Annotated in this window: 17 protein-coding genes; 11 read left to right on the plus strand and 6 right to left on the minus strand. The window is 66.3% G+C overall.

Going from position 1 to position 15,244, the window contains the following annotated elements:
• Positions 1–122: 122 nt before the first annotated feature.
• Positions 123–1,400: an MFS transporter gene (locus HJG53_RS10730; RefSeq protein WP_171130354.1), complete on the minus strand. Its 1,278-nt coding sequence runs from the start codon at positions 1,398–1,400 to the stop codon at positions 123–125.
• Between the two features lie 72 nt (positions 1,401–1,472).
• Here HJG53_RS10730 and HJG53_RS10735 point away from each other — a divergent pair, with 72 nt between their 5' ends.
• From HJG53_RS10735 to HJG53_RS10765, 7 genes are read left to right on the plus strand one after another with little or no spacing between them, the layout of a single operon-like run.
• Entirely contained in the window at positions 1,473–3,035 is a 1,563-nt protein-coding gene (locus tag HJG53_RS10735) for a lysine--tRNA ligase (protein WP_171130356.1), read from the plus strand.
• A 46-nt stretch (positions 3,036–3,081) separates the two neighbouring features.
• The gene (locus HJG53_RS10740) at positions 3,082–3,675 is read left to right on the plus strand and encodes a hypothetical protein (protein WP_171130358.1); all 594 of its coding nucleotides are present in this window, start codon (positions 3,082–3,084) and stop codon (positions 3,673–3,675) included.
• Positions 3,676–3,731: 56 nt separating this feature from the next.
• Positions 3,732–4,550 (plus strand): class I SAM-dependent methyltransferase, encoded by an 819-nt coding sequence (locus tag HJG53_RS10745; RefSeq protein WP_171130360.1) that lies wholly within the window; start codon positions 3,732–3,734, stop codon positions 4,548–4,550.
• 56 nt (positions 4,551–4,606) lie between these two features.
• Positions 4,607–5,134, plus strand: a complete 528-nt coding sequence (locus HJG53_RS10750) for a helix-turn-helix transcriptional regulator (protein ID WP_171130362.1) — start codon at positions 4,607–4,609, stop codon at positions 5,132–5,134.
• 39 nt (positions 5,135–5,173) lie between these two features.
• On the plus strand, positions 5,174–5,521 hold the full coding sequence (locus HJG53_RS10755) for a hypothetical protein (protein ID WP_171130363.1): 348 nt from the start codon (positions 5,174–5,176) through the stop codon (positions 5,519–5,521).
• A 23-nt stretch (positions 5,522–5,544) separates the two neighbouring features.
• Entirely contained in the window at positions 5,545–6,000 is a 456-nt protein-coding gene (locus tag HJG53_RS10760) for a hypothetical protein (RefSeq protein WP_171130365.1), read from the plus strand.
• A gap of 15 nt (positions 6,001–6,015) precedes the next feature.
• On the plus strand, positions 6,016–6,330 hold the full coding sequence (locus HJG53_RS10765; protein ID WP_171130367.1) for a hypothetical protein: 315 nt from the start codon (positions 6,016–6,018) through the stop codon (positions 6,328–6,330).
• Between the two features lie 108 nt (positions 6,331–6,438).
• Here the strand turns inward: HJG53_RS10765 and HJG53_RS10770 are convergent, their stop codons facing one another.
• Both HJG53_RS10770 and HJG53_RS10775 read right to left on the minus strand, forming a co-directional pair.
• Positions 6,439–8,241, minus strand: coding sequence for a DUF885 family protein (locus tag HJG53_RS10770; protein WP_171130369.1), 1,803 nt, complete (start codon positions 8,239–8,241; stop codon positions 6,439–6,441).
• A 152-nt stretch (positions 8,242–8,393) separates the two neighbouring features.
• Entirely contained in the window at positions 8,394–8,873 is a 480-nt protein-coding gene (locus HJG53_RS10775; protein WP_171130371.1) for an RcnB family protein, read from the minus strand.
• A 140-nt stretch (positions 8,874–9,013) separates the two neighbouring features.
• On the opposite strand from HJG53_RS10775, the gene pheS reads away from it, so the two are divergent.
• The gene (gene pheS, locus HJG53_RS10780) at positions 9,014–10,096 is read left to right on the plus strand and encodes a phenylalanine--tRNA ligase subunit alpha (protein WP_171130373.1); all 1,083 of its coding nucleotides are present in this window, start codon (positions 9,014–9,016) and stop codon (positions 10,094–10,096) included.
• Positions 10,093–12,459: a phenylalanine--tRNA ligase subunit beta gene (pheT, locus tag HJG53_RS10785; protein WP_171130375.1), complete on the plus strand. Its 2,367-nt coding sequence runs from the start codon at positions 10,093–10,095 to the stop codon at positions 12,457–12,459. The genes pheS and pheT overlap by 4 nt, the downstream gene beginning before the upstream one ends.
• A 91-nt stretch (positions 12,460–12,550) precedes the next feature.
• On the opposite strand, the gene HJG53_RS10790 is transcribed toward pheT, so the two are convergent.
• Genes HJG53_RS10790 through HJG53_RS10800 form a run of 3 tightly spaced genes read right to left on the minus strand, consistent with a single transcriptional unit; the run spans position 12,551 to position 14,225 of the window.
• A complete protein-coding gene (locus HJG53_RS10790; RefSeq protein ID WP_171130377.1) occupies positions 12,551–13,189 on the minus strand; it encodes a heme exporter protein CcmB in 639 nt (212 codons plus the stop codon).
• Positions 13,189–13,827 carry a heme ABC exporter ATP-binding protein CcmA gene (gene ccmA / locus HJG53_RS10795; protein WP_171130380.1) on the minus strand — a complete coding sequence of 213 codons (639 nt, stop codon included), beginning with the start codon at positions 13,825–13,827 and terminating at the stop codon, positions 13,189–13,191. Before ccmA ends, HJG53_RS10790 begins: the two co-directional genes overlap by 1 nt.
• Positions 13,824–14,225 carry a metallopeptidase family protein gene (locus tag HJG53_RS10800; RefSeq protein ID WP_171130382.1) on the minus strand — a complete coding sequence of 134 codons (402 nt, stop codon included), beginning with the start codon at positions 14,223–14,225 and terminating at the stop codon, positions 13,824–13,826. The genes ccmA and HJG53_RS10800 overlap by 4 nt, the downstream gene beginning before the upstream one ends.
• Positions 14,226–14,260: 35 nt before the next feature.
• Here HJG53_RS10800 and HJG53_RS10805 point away from each other — a divergent pair, with 35 nt between their 5' ends.
• Positions 14,261–14,554, plus strand: coding sequence for a 4a-hydroxytetrahydrobiopterin dehydratase (locus HJG53_RS10805; RefSeq protein ID WP_171130384.1), 294 nt, complete (start codon positions 14,261–14,263; stop codon positions 14,552–14,554).
• Positions 14,555–14,590: 36 nt separating this feature from the next.
• Positions 14,591–15,013, plus strand: coding sequence for a hemerythrin domain-containing protein (locus tag HJG53_RS10810; RefSeq protein WP_171130386.1), 423 nt, complete (start codon positions 14,591–14,593; stop codon positions 15,011–15,013).
• Positions 15,014–15,244 lie beyond the last annotated feature (231 nt).

Below are 15,244 nucleotides of genomic sequence, written 5' to 3' on the forward strand. Positions count from 1 at the left end.
CGAAGATCGTCGAGGCGCTGGGCGGTCCCGCAGGTCCGGACCTCGCCGACACCGATTACGGCCGTATCTGGATTGTCCAGGACGGCAAGGTCACCGTAGCGGAACTCGGCAAGCGGCAACGCCTAGTCTTCAGTTATCCGGCTGTGGTCGCGGGTGTCGCGCATGCGGAGATAGACGATCAGCGAAAGACCGATCATCGCGGTCACATAGGCGTAGAAGCCGCGCTCCCAGCCCATGTCTTTGAGCCATAAAGCCAGTGCCTCGGCGGTGCCGCCGAACAGCGCATTGGCGAGCGCGTAGGGAAAGGCAACGCCGAGCGCGCGGATGTGCGCGGGAAACATCTCCGCCTTTACCACCCCGCTGATCGCGCTGTATCCGGAGTTAATCAGCAACAGGCCGGCCACCACTGCGAAGGCCATCCAGGGGCTTTGCACGGTTTCCAGGAACACGAAGGCCGGCCACGTTGCGGCGACCCCGAACACGCCGAACCCCACGAGGAGCGGCTTGCGGCCGATCCGGTCCGATAGCGCGCCGGCGAGGGGCTGCACGGCCATGAACACGAACAAGGCGGCGGTCATGATCGCGCTCGCCGTCTCGCGGCTGAAGCCGGACGTGTTGGCGAGGAATTTCTGCATGTAGATCGAATAGGCATAGAAGGCGAGCGTGCCGCCGGCGGTCAGCGCCATCACTGTCAGCGCCTCGCGCGGATGCTCGCGGAACAGGACGAGCGCGCCCGATCTCGGCCGCCCTTCGGTTTGCGCGTTGCGGAAGCTCTCGGTCTCGACCAGCCGCCGCCGCAGCCAGAACACCACCACTGCCAGCGCTCCACCGATGGCGAAGGGGATGCGCCAGCCCCAGGCGTCCATCTGCGCTCCGGTCAGCAGCGACTGGAGCAGGACCAGCAGCGCCAATGCGGTGAGTTGGCCGCCGATCAGCGTGACGTACTGAAAGCTCGACCAGAAGCCGCGATGCTTCCGCCCCGCCATTTCCGACATGTAGGTGGCGCTCGCCCCATATTCGCCGCCGAGGCTCAGCCCCTGCGCCATGCGCGCGACCATCAGGATCGCGGGCGCCGCAAGGCCGATCTCCGCATATGTCGGCGTCACCGCGATGGCGATGCTGCCCGCGCACATCAGGGTGACGGACAGCGTCAGCCCCGCCTTGCGGCCGTGCCGGTCCGAATAGACGCCCATCAGCCAGCCGCCGATCGGCCGCACGAGGAAGCCCAGCGCGAACACCAAAGCCGTGTTCAACAGCTCGAGCGTGCGGTTGTCGCTGGGGAAGAAGGCGCTCGCGAAATAGAGGGCGAAGGCCGAATAGGCGTACCAGTCATACCATTCGACGAGGTTGCCGGCCGAACCGCCGATGATCGAACGCAGGCGGTGGGGATGGGCCGACATCGGTCCTGTTTATCGTGCCCTCGCCAAGGAGCAACTTGGCACGCTGGCCCACGTCCGGCAAAGGCGCTCGCCATGACCGATCTCCGCACCGCCGCGATGGCGTCCAAGGCCTGGCCCTATGAGGAAGCGCGCAAGCTGCTGAAGCGCGGCACGCCGGACAAGGGCTATGTGCTGTTCGAGACCGGCTATGGCCCGTCGGGGCTGCCGCATATCGGTACTTTCAACGAGGTGCTGCGCACGACCATGGTGCGCAATGCTTTCCACGCGCTGTCGGAAGTGCCGACCCGGCTGATCGCCTTTTCGGACGATATGGACGGGCTCAGGAAGGTGCCGGACAATGTGCCCAATCAGGACATGCTGCGCGATCATCTCGGCAAGCCGCTGACCCGCATCCCCGACCCGTTCGGCAAGTTCGAGAGCTTCGCGCACCACAATAACGCGATGTTGCGCGAATTTCTCGACCGCTTCGGTTTCGAATATGAATTCGCCAGCTCGACCGAATATTACGCGTCGGGCCGGTTCGACTCGGTCCTGCGCACGGTGCTCGAACGCTACCAGGCCATTCTTGACGTCATGCTGCCAACGCTCCGCGCAGAGCGGCGCGCTACCTACTCGCCGGTGCTGCCGGTCAGCCCCAAGTCGGGCGTGGTGCTGCAGGTGCCCGTCGAGGTGGTGGACCCCGCCGCCGGCCTGATCCGGTTCGAAGACGAAGGCGAGATGGTCGAGCAGTCGGTGTTCGGCGGCCTCGCCAAGCTGCAGTGGAAGGTCGACTGGGCGGCGCGCTGGGTCGCGCTCGACGTCGACTACGAGATGGCGGGCAAGGACCTGATCGACTCCGTTATCCAGTCCGGCAAGATTGCCCGCGTGCTCGGCGGCAAGCCGCCCGAGGGCTTCAACTATGAGATGTTCCTCGACGAAAATGGCGAGAAGATCTCGAAGTCAAAGGGCAATGGTCTCAGCCTCGAGCAATGGCTGACCTATGGCACGCAGGAGAGCCTCGCCTTCTTCGCCTATCGCGAGCCGAAAAAGGCCAAGCAGCTGCACATGGGCGTGATCCCCCGCGCGATCGACGAATATTGGCAGTTCCGCGGGAATTACCTGGCCCAGCCGATCGAGCAGAAGCTCGGCAATCCGGTCCACCATATCCATGACGGCAAGGTACCCGACGCGACGCTGCCGGTGACCTTCGGCCTGCTGCTGAACCTTGTCGGTGTGATGGGCGCGGATGCCACCGAAGCGCAGGTCTGGGGCTATCTCGGCAATTATGTCGAGGACGCTTCGCCCGAACGTTACCCCGACCTCGCCAGGCTGATCGGCCACGCGCTGGCCTATAACCGCGATTTCGTCGCGCCGACGCTCAAGCGCCGCAAGCCCGTCGGCGTCGAGATCCCGGCGCTGCAGCGGCTCGATCGCGAGCTCGCCGCGCGGTCAGCCGACGCCAAGGCCGAGGACATTCAGAACATCGTTTATGCGATCGGCAATGAAGGCGGCTTCGAACAGCTGCGCGACTGGTTCAAGGCGCTCTACGAGACGCTGCTCGGCTCCTCGCAAGGACCGCGCATGGGCAGTTTCATTGCGCTCTACGGCGTCGAGAACACCCGGCGGCTGATCGCGGAAGCGCTCGCCGCCGATTGACAGGGCGCTTGCCCCTGCTGTCTGTTCGCTTGCGGGGAGGCAAGGGATGCGGGCGTCCACTTTGTTCGGCTTCGGCTTGGCAGCAGCATCGGCTGCGGTGCTGCTTGCACTGGCGGTGCACGGAACGGGCGCAGAGGGCTGGCTCTACGCCGCCCGCTGGACGGCACGGCTCTCGGTCCTGATCTTCGCCACCGTGTTCGCGGCGAGCGCCATGTGCCGGCTCGCCGGCCCCGTCGCCCGGACATTGATGACCAACCGGCGCGGGCTCGGGCTGAGCTTCGCGGCCGCCCATCTGGTCCATCTCGGCGCGCTTACGCGCTGGTTCATCGTCTCGGGCGAAGAGCCGGCGCTCATCAGCATCGTAGGCGGCGGCCTCGGTTATGCGCTGATCGTCGCGATGGCGCTGACCTCCACCGATGCCGCGCAGCGGAGGCTCGGCCGCTGGTGGAAGCGGCTGCACCTCATCGGCACCTGGTATGTCTGGCTGATCTTCTTCCAATCTTATCTGGGGCGCCTGCTCGAGGGGACGGAGCGGATGGCGCAGGGCGCCTATGGCGTTACATTGCTGCTGCTGGCCCTGGCGCTGCGGCTCGCGCCCCTGAAGTTGCGACGGCACGCCGCGTCCGGGTCGCTTGGTTAACGGCTCGGATACCTTGTTCGCTTAGGCAGGCTCTCCTGATCCCTGGGAGAGAGTTGATGGCCGACCTGCTGATCCATTCCATGGCGGAGTTCGCGCCGATCATCGCCGGTGCGCTGCAGGTCACCGAAGCCGCCAACATCGTCGAGATCGGCGCAGAGTTCGGCGGCACCACGCCGCTGCTGGCGGCGCAGGCGGCCGAGCGCGGCGGCACGCTGACCAGCATCGATCCGTCCCCCAAGAACGAGTTTATCACCTGGGTCGCAGCCAATCCGCATGTCCGCCACCTGGCTTCTCCCAGCCTCGACGTGATCGCAGGCTGCGAGCAGGTCGATGCCTGGTTCATCGACGGCGACCACAATTGGTATACGGTCTATCACGAGCTCAAGGAAATTGACGAGGTCTGCCGGCGCGACGGCAAGCCGATGCTCGTCTTCCTGCACGACGTGGCATGGCCCTGCGGCCGGCGCGATTCCTACTACGCTCCCGATCGCATTCCGCCTGAGTTCCGCCAGCCCTATGACTATGAAGGGGGCACCGTCCTCGACCGCACCCAGCTGCTGCCCGGCGGCGGCTTTCGTGGCATGGGCCAGTTCGCCTGGGCCACGACCGAGGGCGGACCGCGCAACGGCGTGCTGACCGCCGTCGAGGACTTCATGTCCGAAGCGGGACGCGAAATGGCCTTGGCGCAGGTTCCGGCGGTGTTCGGGCTGGGCATCCTGTTCGACCACGCCGCACCGTGGGCCGAATCGCTCGGCCGCTTCGTGCTGCCCTGGCATCGCAACCCGCTCCTCGCCTCGCTGGAACGCAACCGGCTCGCCAATTATCTGCGCGTGATCGAGTTGCAGGACAGCGCCGCGCTCAAGGTGGCTGCCTGACCGGCGCTTCCCGGACAGGGTCCGGAAGCGCCGAGTCCGACCACGTTCAGCTTTGCTTGGAGCGCATCGCCGCACGAGTTAAGAGGGGCGCCATGGCCAGAGGTGCGCTCGACCAATTGACCGAAGCTCAGCGCGAATGCCTGCGCCTCGTCTACGCGCACCATAACTCCAAGGAGATCGCCGAAATCGTCGGCATCTCGCCATCGGCCGTCGACAAGCGGATCGAGCGCGCCGTCCAGATCCTCGGCGTCACGACGCGCTTCGTCGCCGCCCGGATGCTGGCCGCCGAGGAAGGCGTATCCGCATACGAACAGACCACATCCGAACCAATCGACCTTCCCACCGAGCGTTCCTCCAGTCGAACTGCCGCTGACGAGCCGTGGTGGCTCGTTCGCCGGCTGTTGGGCATTGCCCCTGCGACCGGGGGCGGTGACGAAGCGCGGAACCCGCTCACCAAGGCGCAGCGCCTGGGGGTGATCGTGGCACTGATCTTCCTCATCTCGATGTCGTCGATGGCGTTGCTGAACCTTGGGCAAACCCTGTCCAGCCTCGCCCACGCGCAACGGACCGCTCCCGCCCGGTGACGCCAAGGCGCCCGGCGCCGCGACGAGGGAGTGACGAGCATGCTGAAGCAACGACGCGAGGCGGTCGAACGGGTGGCCGCGGATTTCCGTAAGCTTGAGGCGGCAGCGGATATGGCTGCGTTCTTGGGCGCAGAGTGCCTGCGCACGATGATTGATGCGCGTGCCAAGGCCAATTTGCCGATCAACACCGGACTGTCGGAAATCCAGATGGTGATGGATGCGACGGCCGATCTGGTCCGCGTGCGTCAGAAGCTGATCGAGGCGCATGCGGCCCTGGCCCAGCTGCCGGCGAGCATTGGCGTGCGCAGCTTCGGCGACGAATCGGAATGCCCGCCCATGGCTTCGGCGGAACCGGCGCGTCCGGTGCATCTCAAGGTGGTGGCGTAAGGCAAAGGGGCAGGAGCGCGAGCGTGGAACGGGTTATCATCTTCAACCTCCTGCTCCTGCTCGCCTCCGGCTATGCCGTGTGGCGCGGCGGCGTGCCGGAGCGGATCGTCGGCATCTCGTTGCTGCTGGCGGGGCTGCTGACGCGGCTGGCCTATCAGCCGTTCGCGGAGCGGTTCGTCTCGGTCGACTGGGGTGTACTGGCGATCGACGTCGCGCTGCTGACGGTGTTGATCGCGGTGGCGCTCTACGCGGATCGGTTCTGGCCGCTCTGGCTCGCCGCGTTCCATGTGCTGGGCACCGGTGCGCATCTGGTGCGCGGCATGGACCACGGGATCGAGCCGGTCGCCTATGCGATCCTGCTGGCCGCCTGGAGCTATCCGATGATCGTGCTGCTTGTCCTCGGCACGGCGCGTCACGCGCGCCGCAGGCGCGTCGGGCCAGTCCGCGACTGGAGCGGGAGCCCGCCCTTGTCCTCCTAATCGGGAGATGACGCCATGAAACGGGAGACAAGGGGCTGGTCGGCGGTGGTGCGTCCGGGCGCGGTGCCAAAACTGATCGTTCGGGGCGAGGTATGCACCCATCCCTATGCGCAGGCTTTCCTGAAGGAAGGCCGGTCACGGGCGGGCGAGCCAGACATCCTGTGCCTCACACTGGCGGTTCTCGCAGACACGCCGCGCGCAGAGCTGAAGGAGTGGACGCGGGTGCGCTTCGAAAAGCCGCTGCTGGCGCGCGATTATGGGCAGGTGCGCATCGCCGGCACCGGCGCCTCGTTGCTGATCGACGTCCGGCAGCCGGTGGCGAATGATTGAGCTTCCCCTCACGTCGAGGGGCGGGCGTGGGTAGCGACTGCACTTAATAAGGGGGGCGAAACATCTGGTCCGCAGACGTCCGCTCGCAGCGCTACCCACCCCGATAGGTCAGGCCCGCTTCTTGGCGGCGATCCAGCTGTCGATCTTCTTTTCCAGCACCGCCATCGGCAGCGCCCCGGTCATCAGCACCTGAGCGTGGAACTCGCGCGGGTCGAACTTCGCGCCCAGCTCCTTCTGCGCCTTCGCCTTCAGCCGCGAAATGGTAAGCTGTCCGACCTTGTAGGCGAGCGCCTGGCCGGGGATGGCTATGTAGCGTTCGACCTCGGCGGTCGCTTCCGTGCGGCTCATCGACGAGTTGGCGAGCATATATTCGATCGCCTGATCGCGCGTCCAACCCTTGGCATGGATGCCGCTGTCGACGACCAGCCGCATCGCGCGCAGCATCTCGTCCTGCAGGCCGCCCATCCGCTGATAAGGGTCGGTCTCCATGCCGAGCTCCTTGTAGAGCGACTCGGCATAAAGGCCCCAGCCTTCGGCATAGGCGGTGTTGCCGCCGAAGCGCATGAACGCCGGCAGCTCGGTATTCTCGAAAGCCAACGCGATCTGGAAGTGATGGCCCGGCGCGCCTTCGTGCAGGTAGAGCGTCTCCATGCCGTTCAGTGAGCGCGACGGCAGGTCATAGGCGTTGAAATAGAAAACGCCCGGCCGCTTGCCGTCGGGCGAACCCGGCTCGTAGCTGCCGCCCGCCGAAGTCTTCTCGCGATAGGGCTCGTAATAGCGAATCTCGAGCGGCGTCTTGGGGATGGTCGAGAATTGCTCGCGGATGCGCGCGTCGACCCGCTTGCCGATGTCGTAATAGCCCTGGAGGTAGGACTCGCGGTCCTTCGGCTTGAACTTGGCATCGGTGCGCAGATATTCGAAGAACTGCGGCAGCGCGCCCTGGAAGCCGACCTTCGTCTTGATCGCTTCCATTTCGCCCTTGATCCGCGCGACCTCGGACAGGCCGAGGTTGTGGATCTGGTCGGCGGTCATCGGCAGCGTCGTGTTGCTCTCGATCAGATAGGCATAGAGCCGGTCGCCGCCCTTCATATGAACGAGCCCCTGGCCTTCGCGCGCGACGGGCAGATATTCGTTCTTCAGGAAATCGCGCAGGCGCACATAGGCGGGCAGGATCCCGTCGCGAATGATCGCGGCATATTCGGTCTTCAGCCGCGCCTGGTCGGCGGCTGAGATGGCGTCGGGGAAGTTCTTGGCCGGCAGGTAGAAGGTCGATCCCTCGACGCCTTGATTGATCTGCAGGTTCAGCTGATCGATGACATTGTTCACGATCAGCTTGGGCTGGGTGACGCCACTCGCCATGCCCTCCCGGAAGCGGACGATCGCCTGGTCGATACCGCGGATGTAATCGCGGTGCCGCTTCAGGTTGTTCTCGTAATCGGTGAGCGTCTTGAACGGCGCCGCGCTCTTGCCCGAGGCAAGGCCCGGATAGAAGACGTGGAAGCCGAAGAAATGGTCGATCGGCCGCACCGCGGTCAGCGGCAGGATTTCGGGCGACAGCCCCTTCAGCGTGTCCTTGGTCTGCCACTCGAACACGTCATAGGCGATCTGGTTGGTCGGGGTGAGCTTGGCGCGGTCGATCGCATGCAGCCGCTTCAGGTCGCTTTCGGCTGCGGCGCGTGACTGGTTGTAGTAATTGTCGGTGCCGAACTCGCCGAGCCGATCGGCATAGCGCATGTCGCCGCGGAACAGCGCCGACACGGGGTTCAGCTTCAGCTGGGCTTCGTCACTGTCGTGAAAAAGGGTCTTCAGCGCGACATTGGCGTCGGTTTGAGCGGCAGCCGCGGGTTGGGCGGGAGCGGCGGTCAGAGGCAGGGCAAGGGCAACGGAAGCGAGCAGCAGGGCAAGGCGCATCAGGGACTCCGAAATGAGGCTGTGTTGCACCTATAGGACAGCTTCGCTCCCGCCGAAACAAAATCTTCGTCACCCCCGCGAAAGCGGGGGCCCAGCTTGCCCGGAGAACGACTGGGTTCCCGCTTTCGCGGGAATGACGAAGAGAAAGGGTATCAGTAGAAGAAGTTCGGAATCACCTGCAGCACGCGGCCGTTGCGGGTGTTCACCAGCAATACGTCATTGCCATAGCGCACCCAGCGCTGCACGCCGGCGGCGGCAGGCAGACGATAGCGATACGGATTGGCGATCAGATAGCGCTGCCCGTAAAAGCCGCGGTTCAGCACCACCCCGACCCGGGCCGGGCGATAGGTCAGGCCGCGCGGCGCATAGTAGCGGGGCAGGGTGTAAACCTGGCGATTGTTGCGACGATAGTCGCGCCAATCCTCGCGCGCCTCACGACGGGCGTCGCGCAGGTCTTCACGCTGCTCGCGCACGTCCCGGCGATCGCCGTAACGCTGCGCCTCGCGAAGATCCTGGCGCTCCTGGCGGACACGCTCCTGGCTGCGGCGCGCTTCGCCATAGGTCTGCGCCCCGGCGCCGGCTGCGGGCATGACGGTTGCGGCGATCAGGGCCGACAGAAGAAACTTACGCATATTGTCCTCCTTTGCGATCTGGACGGCGTCGCTCTGACCGATTCGGCCTGAACGGGCCGCGAATCGCTTGGTCAGGCAACAGCAAGGTGCGAAGACGCTTTGCTTGCGCCCCCCGTTCCCTTTTGCTTTGGGAGCGAGCGATGACGGATATCGACCAGATCAAGGCCGAAGCGCTGAGCGCGATCGGGGCCGCGACCACGCTTGAGGCGCTGGATGCAGAGCGCGTGCGCCTGCTCGGCAAGCAGGGGCAGGTCACCGCCCTGCTCAAATCCCTGGGCGGAATGTCGCCGGAACAGCGGCAGAGCGAGGGGCCGCGGATCAACGGCCTGCGGGAAGCGGTCTCCGACGCGATCGCCTCGCGCAAGGCGGCGCTGGAGGGTGCGGCTTTGGAAGCACGGCTTGCGTCGGAGCGGATAGACCTCAGCCTGCCGGCGCCCGAACGGCCGCGCGGCTCCGTTCACCCGGTCAGCCAGGTGATGGACGAGCTGGCCGAGATCTTCGCCGACATGGGCTTCGCCGTCGCGACCGGGCCCGAGATCGAGGACGACTGGCACAATTTCACCGCGCTCAACATTCCGGAGACGCACCCGGCGCGGGCGATGCACGACACCTTTTATTTCCCCGGCCAGATGGACCGTGATGGAAGGCGGATGCTGCTGCGCACGCACACCTCGCCGGTGCAGATCCGCACGATGACCTCACAGCAGCCGCCGATCCGGGTCATCGCGCCGGGCCGCGTCTATCGCTCCGATAGCGATGCGACCCACACGCCGATGTTCCACCAGATCGAAGGGCTGGTCATCGATCGGGGCATTCACCTCGGCCATCTGAAATGGACGCTCGAGACGTTCCTCAAGGCCTTTTTCGAGCGCGACGACGTCGTGCTGCGGCTGCGGCCGAGCTATTTCCCCTTCACCGAGCCCTCGGCCGAAGTCGACGTCGGCTACAGCCTCAAGGACGGCAAGCGCGTGATCGGCGGCTCGGAAGGCTGGATGGAAGTGCTCGGCTCCGGCGTCGTCCACCCGCGCGTGATCCGCGCCTGCGGGCTCGACCCGGACGAATATAGCGGCTTCGCCTTCGGCACCGGCGTCGACCGGCTGGCGATGCTCAAATATGGCATGGACGATCTGCGCGCCTTCTTCGATGGCGACCTGCGCTGGCTCAGACATTACGGCTTCCAGGCGCTGGACGTGCCGACCTTGAGCGGCGGAGTGGGCGCATGAAGTTCACCCTCTCCTGGCTGAAGGACCATCTCGACACGGACGCGAGCCTCGACGAGATCGTCGCCACCCTGACCCGGATCGGGCTGGAGGTCGAGGGCGTCGAGAACCCGGCCGAAAAGCTCGCTGCCTTCCGCATCGCGAAGGTGTTGACCGCCGAGCGGCACCCGCAGGCGGACAAACTGCAGGTGCTCTCGGTCGATGCCGGCGACGGGCCGATGCAGGTCGTCTGCGGCGCCCCGAATGCGCGCGCCGGGCTGGTCGGCGTGTTCGGTGCGCCCGGCGCCTATGTCCCGGGCTCCGGCATCACGCTGAAGGTCGCGGCGATCCGCGGCGTCGAAAGCCGCGGCATGATGTGCTCCGCGCGCGAGCTGGAGCTCGGCGAGGATCATGACGGCATCATCGAACTTGCCGCCGACGCGCCGGTCGGCGCGAGTTTCGCCGCCTGGTCGGGCTTCGATGATCCCGTCATCGACATCGCCGTCACGCCCAATCGGCAGGATTGCATGGGCGTTCGCGGCATCGCGCGCGACCTGGCCGCGGCCGGGCTGGGCACGCTCAAGCCGCTCCGGGTGCCGGACGTCGACGGCGGCTTCGCTCCTCCTATCGAGGTGCGCACCGACGATCCCGAAGGCTGCCCCGCCTTCTACGGTCGCGTGATCCGAGGCGTGCGCAACGGGGCATCGCCCGACTGGCTGCAGCGGCGGCTCAAGACCGTCGGGCAACGGCCGATCTCGGCCATTGTCGACGTGACCAATTATGTGATGCTCGACCATGGCCGGCCGAGCCACGCTTATGATCTGGCGAAGCTGACCGGCGCCGTGGTGGCGCGGCGCGCCATGGCCGGCGAAACCGTGACCGCGCTCAACGGCAAGGACTATGCGCTGACGCCCGAAATGACCGTGATCGCGGACGATGCCGGCGTGCACGACATTGGCGGAATCATGGGCGGCGAGCATTCGGGTGTGGCGGACGACACCACCGACATTCTGCTCGAAGTCGCCTATTTCAGGCCGGAACGGATCGCGCGCACGGGCCAGGCGCTGGCGCTCACCTCGGACGCGCGCGCCCGTTTCGAACGCGGCGTCGATCCCGCTTTCCTCGACGATGCGGTCGCGATCCTGACCGGATATATTCTCGACATCTGCGGCGGCGAAGCGTCGGAAGTCGTGCGCGCGGGGAGCCCGCCGGCCGAGCCGAAGCTGCTGCGCTACGACCCGGCGTTGTGCGTTGCGCTCGGCGGGTTGAACGTGCCGGCCGAGGAGCAGCGCGCGATCCTCGAGCGGCTGGGCTTCGTCGTCTCGCCCGACTGGGACGTGACCGTGCCGACGTGGCGGCGCGATGTGGACGGCCCGGCCGATCTCGTCGAGGAAGTGGTTCGGATCGTCGGCATCGATCTGGTGCCCTCTACCCCGCTGCCGCGTGCCGATGGCGTCGCCAAGCCGACCGCCACGCCCCAGCAGCTGACCGAACGCCGCGTGCGGCGCACCGCTGCCGCGCGCGGGCTGAACGAGGCGATTACCTGGAGCTTCGTGTCCGAGCGACAGGCCGCGGCGCTGGGCGGCGGCGCCTGGACGCTGGACAATCCGATCAGCGAGGACATGAAGGTCATGCGCCCGTCGCTGCTGATCGGCCTGCTTAGTGCGGCGCAGCGCAATCTCGATCGCGGCGCCAAATCGGTGCGGCTGTTCGAGGTCGGTCGCCGCTACCTGGCCGATGCCGAGCGGCCCACGGTCGGCTTCGTTCTGGCCGGTGAACGCGGCGCCCGCGGCTGGCAGACGGGCAAGGCGCAAGCGTTCGACGCCTTTGACGGCAAGGCCGAAGTGATGGCGCTGCTGGACGCCGCCGGCGCGCCGGTCGACAATTTGCAGGTGATGGGCGACGCCTCGTCCGCCTATCACCCGGGCCAATCGGCGACCCTGCGGCTTGGTCCGAAGACCGTGCTGGCGGAGTTCGGCACCCTCCACCCCACGCTCGCGCGCGCCTTCGATCTAGAGGGCAGCGTCGTTGCCGGCGAGATTTTCCTCGACGCCATTCCGGCCAGGCGGGGTGCCGGGCGGATGCGGACACCCTATACGCCGCCGGCGCTGCAGCCGGTCACTCGGGACTATGCCTTTCTGGTGCCGGCAGAGCTGGCGGCCGGTGATCTGGTTCGCGCCATTCGGGGTGCGGACAAGGCGACCATCACGGCCGCACGGCTGTTCGATCTCTTCACCGGATCCGGCGTGCCAGAGGGGCAGAAGTCGCTCGCCGTCGAGGTGACGCTGCAGCCGGGCGAGAAGAGCTTCAACGAGGAGGAGCTCTCCGCGATTTCCGCGAAGATCGTGGCCGCTGCGGCGAAGCTCGGCGCGACCTTGCGCGGCTGACCCCTCTTTCGTCATCCCCGCGAAAGCGCGGACCCAGCCTTATTCCTTCACCACTGGGTTCCCGCTTGTGCGGGAATGACGAGGTAGTTCTTCAGGTTCGGGCAGCCCGCAGCGCGGCTCCGGCGGCGAAGGGGGCGCCGGCCACCAGCAGCAGCGACACTGCGGCCAGCAGCTTGAGCGCGCTGCCGCTGCCATCGGTCAGCGCGCCGGCGCCGAAGATCAGGACCGGCACGGCCAGCGGCAGCATCAGCAGTCCGCCGAGCGCGCCCGCACCGCGCAGACCTGCCGTCAGCGCCGCCGTGGTCAGCGCCAGCGCTGCCAGTGCCGGCGTGCCGATCGCGAGACCCAGTTCGAGACGGATCAGGGTGGGCGTGTCGACCCGCAGGAGCGCAGCGGCGGGCAGCACCGAGATCATCAGCGGCGGTCCGAAGCTCAGCCAGTGCGCGGCGAGCTTGGCGACGGCGATCGTTTCGTCGGAATGGCCCCGAACGGCGAGCTGATCGAGCACCCCGCTCAGCCGGTCAGGCTCGACGAGCCGATCGACGGGCAACAGGGCGGCGAGCAGCGCCGCCATCCACAGCACGCCCCCGCCCGTGCGCGCGAGCAGCTGCGCATCGGGTCCGACTGCAAAGGCGAACAGCGTGGCCACGAGGAGGAAGAACACCACCGGCAGCATCACGCCCCCAGCCCGCCAGGCCTGGCCCAGATCGCGGCGGACCAGCGCGATCATCAGCCCACCTCATGCCCGTTCGTATCGAGCGAAGTCGAGATACGCTTCTCGACTTCGCTCGAAGCGAACGGTTGTAGTGGGACGTTGTGAGAGTTGTTGAGTGATAGTGCCTGGTGCGTGGCCGCCAGCACGATCCCACCCTCCGCCTGATGCGCCGCGCAGGCCCGCTCCAGCCGCTCCACGGCTTCGGCGTCGAGGCCGTTGGTCGGTTCATCGAGCAGCCAGATCGGTGCGCCGCTGGCGATCACGCGCACCAGCGCGGCGCGCTTGCGCTGGCCGGTCGAGAGCATCCGCACCGGGACGGGAGCCAGATGGGCCAGGCCCATGGTCGTCATCGCGCCGGAGAGATGATGGCGTCGTCCATCCAATCCGGCCCAGAAACCCAGCGCATGCTCGAGCGGCCATTCGCGATCGAGCGCCAGATTCTCGTCGGCCAGCGCGACGGCTCCGCTCCGTTCGACCCGCCCCGCGAAGGCGTCCAGCAATCCTGCCGCGATCCGCAACAGGCTTGACTTGCCCGTGCCGTTGGGCCCGGTGACGATCGCCGCTTCACCCGCTGCCAGCGCAAAGCTGACCCCTTCGAACAGCAGCCGGCCGCCGCGCAGGCACGCGACATCGTCAAAGGCGAGCCGTGTCACCCGGCGGCTTCTTCCAGCGCGTGCATGTCCGCGTCCGACAGGCCGAAATGATGGCCCACCTCATGCACCAGCACATGGGTGACGAGGGCTTCCAGCGACACGCCGGTATCCACCCACTCGTCGAGCAGCGGGCGGCGATAGAGGTGGATCATGTCGGGCAAGGTGCCGCTATCGCTCGACGATTTGTCGCCCAGCGGACGCCCCGAATAAAGGCCGGTCAGTTCGAACGGATCTTCGATGCCGAGTTCGTCGAGCACCGCATCCTCGGCAAACTCCTCGACGCGCAGGACCACGTCGCCCAGATGCGCGCGGAACGCTTCGGGCAGCCGCTCCAGTGCGGCGCGGGCGAGCCGTTCGATCTGGTCCGCGTCCGGTGCGTAGCTTGCCTGCTCGGCCATGGCCGCTGCATAGGCGAGGCAGGAGGATGCGGACAATGGTCGAGCAGTTGAACGAGGCGGAGCGGGCAGCAGCGCTCGATGCACTGGGCGAATGGGACTATGACGAAGCGCGCGACGCGCTCACCCGCAGCTTCCTGTTCGCGGATTTCTCCGAAGCCTTTGCGTTCATGACCCGCGTCGCGTTGCTCGCGGAGAAATTGGACCATCATCCCGAATGGTCGAACGTGTGGAACCGCGTCGATATGCTGCTCACCACCCATGACGCCGGCGGCCTGTCGGAGCGCGACGTTCGGATGGCCAAGTCAGTGGAAATGCTGCTGCGTTCTTAAGGCTTTACTGACTCTTTGGCGGCAGTCTCGGCGACAATGAAAAAGGTCGCCCAAGTTCAAATCATGTGCGCGCAGCATCAGGAGTTGCGCGATGTCGCCCAGAAATATCGTCACGCCCTGGCCCAGGCCAGGCCGGAGCCACAGGCGCTCGCGGATTGTCGCTGGCGGCTGATGCGGCTGATCACCGGCCACATCGCCTATGAGAATGCCCATCTCTACCCGGCGCTGCCGGAGTGCGGCGCTCGCGCGGAGGCGCTCGGCAAGGAGATGGCGGCCGAACTCGGACAGTTGACCGCTCAGCTTCATGCCCATGTCCGGGAATGGACAGCGGAACGCATCGCGGCCGATTGGTCCGGCTATCGGGCAGCCGCAGAGGCGTTGATCGTCGCGCTCACCAAGCGGATCGATCGCGAAGAGCAGGAGCTTTATCCGCTCCTCACCTTCGCAAGGGCCGCCTAGCTTTAGCGAGTTTCACGCCGCATTGGCGATTCGCGCCACGGCGTTTCAGGCCAATGCGCTTTTCTCTCTCGCGAATGCGACTTGGCACGCCTCATGCAATCTCTCTGACATAGCCGGGCGGATGGTCCGACCGGCCGATCAGGGAGTTCTCAAATGTCCTATTTCGCTTCCAAGTTCGACACGGTCGCTTCGGTCGTCGCCGCGGTTGCCGTTGGTGTCATGTTCGTCGTC

Origin of the sequence: Sphingomonas sp. ID1715 (assembly GCF_013044515.1) — a bacterium.
GTDB lineage: Bacteria > Pseudomonadota > Alphaproteobacteria > Sphingomonadales > Sphingomonadaceae > Sphingomonas_B.

What these genes read in the sequence shown, in the direction of transcription:
- HJG53_RS10730 (WP_171130354.1), bottom strand. Translation starts at nt 1,400, where the DNA reads ATGTCGGCCCATCCCCACCGCCTGCGTTCGATCATCGGCGGTTCGGCC.
- HJG53_RS10735 (WP_171130356.1), top strand. Translation starts at nt 1,473, where the DNA reads ATGACCGATCTCCGCACCGCCGCGATGGCGTCCAAGGCCTGGCCCTAT.
- HJG53_RS10740 (WP_171130358.1), top strand. Translation starts at nt 3,082, where the DNA reads ATGCGGGCGTCCACTTTGTTCGGCTTCGGCTTGGCAGCAGCATCGGCT.
- HJG53_RS10745 (WP_171130360.1), top strand. Translation starts at nt 3,732, where the DNA reads ATGGCCGACCTGCTGATCCATTCCATGGCGGAGTTCGCGCCGATCATC.
- HJG53_RS10755 (WP_171130363.1), top strand. Translation starts at nt 5,174, where the DNA reads ATGCTGAAGCAACGACGCGAGGCGGTCGAACGGGTGGCCGCGGATTTC.
- HJG53_RS10765 (WP_171130367.1), top strand. Translation starts at nt 6,016, where the DNA reads ATGAAACGGGAGACAAGGGGCTGGTCGGCGGTGGTGCGTCCGGGCGCG.
- HJG53_RS10770 (WP_171130369.1), bottom strand. Translation starts at nt 8,241, where the DNA reads ATGCGCCTTGCCCTGCTGCTCGCTTCCGTTGCCCTTGCCCTGCCTCTG.
- HJG53_RS10775 (WP_171130371.1), bottom strand. Translation starts at nt 8,873, where the DNA reads ATGCGTAAGTTTCTTCTGTCGGCCCTGATCGCCGCAACCGTCATGCCC.
- pheS (WP_171130373.1), top strand. Translation starts at nt 9,014, where the DNA reads ATGACGGATATCGACCAGATCAAGGCCGAAGCGCTGAGCGCGATCGGG.
- pheT (WP_171130375.1), top strand. Translation starts at nt 10,093, where the DNA reads ATGAAGTTCACCCTCTCCTGGCTGAAGGACCATCTCGACACGGACGCG.
- HJG53_RS10790 (WP_171130377.1), bottom strand. Translation starts at nt 13,189, where the DNA reads ATGATCGCGCTGGTCCGCCGCGATCTGGGCCAGGCCTGGCGGGCTGGG.
- HJG53_RS10800 (WP_171130382.1), bottom strand. Translation starts at nt 14,225, where the DNA reads ATGGCCGAGCAGGCAAGCTACGCACCGGACGCGGACCAGATCGAACGG.
- HJG53_RS10805 (WP_171130384.1), top strand. Translation starts at nt 14,261, where the DNA reads ATGGTCGAGCAGTTGAACGAGGCGGAGCGGGCAGCAGCGCTCGATGCA.
- HJG53_RS10810 (WP_171130386.1), top strand. Translation starts at nt 14,591, where the DNA reads ATGAAAAAGGTCGCCCAAGTTCAAATCATGTGCGCGCAGCATCAGGAG.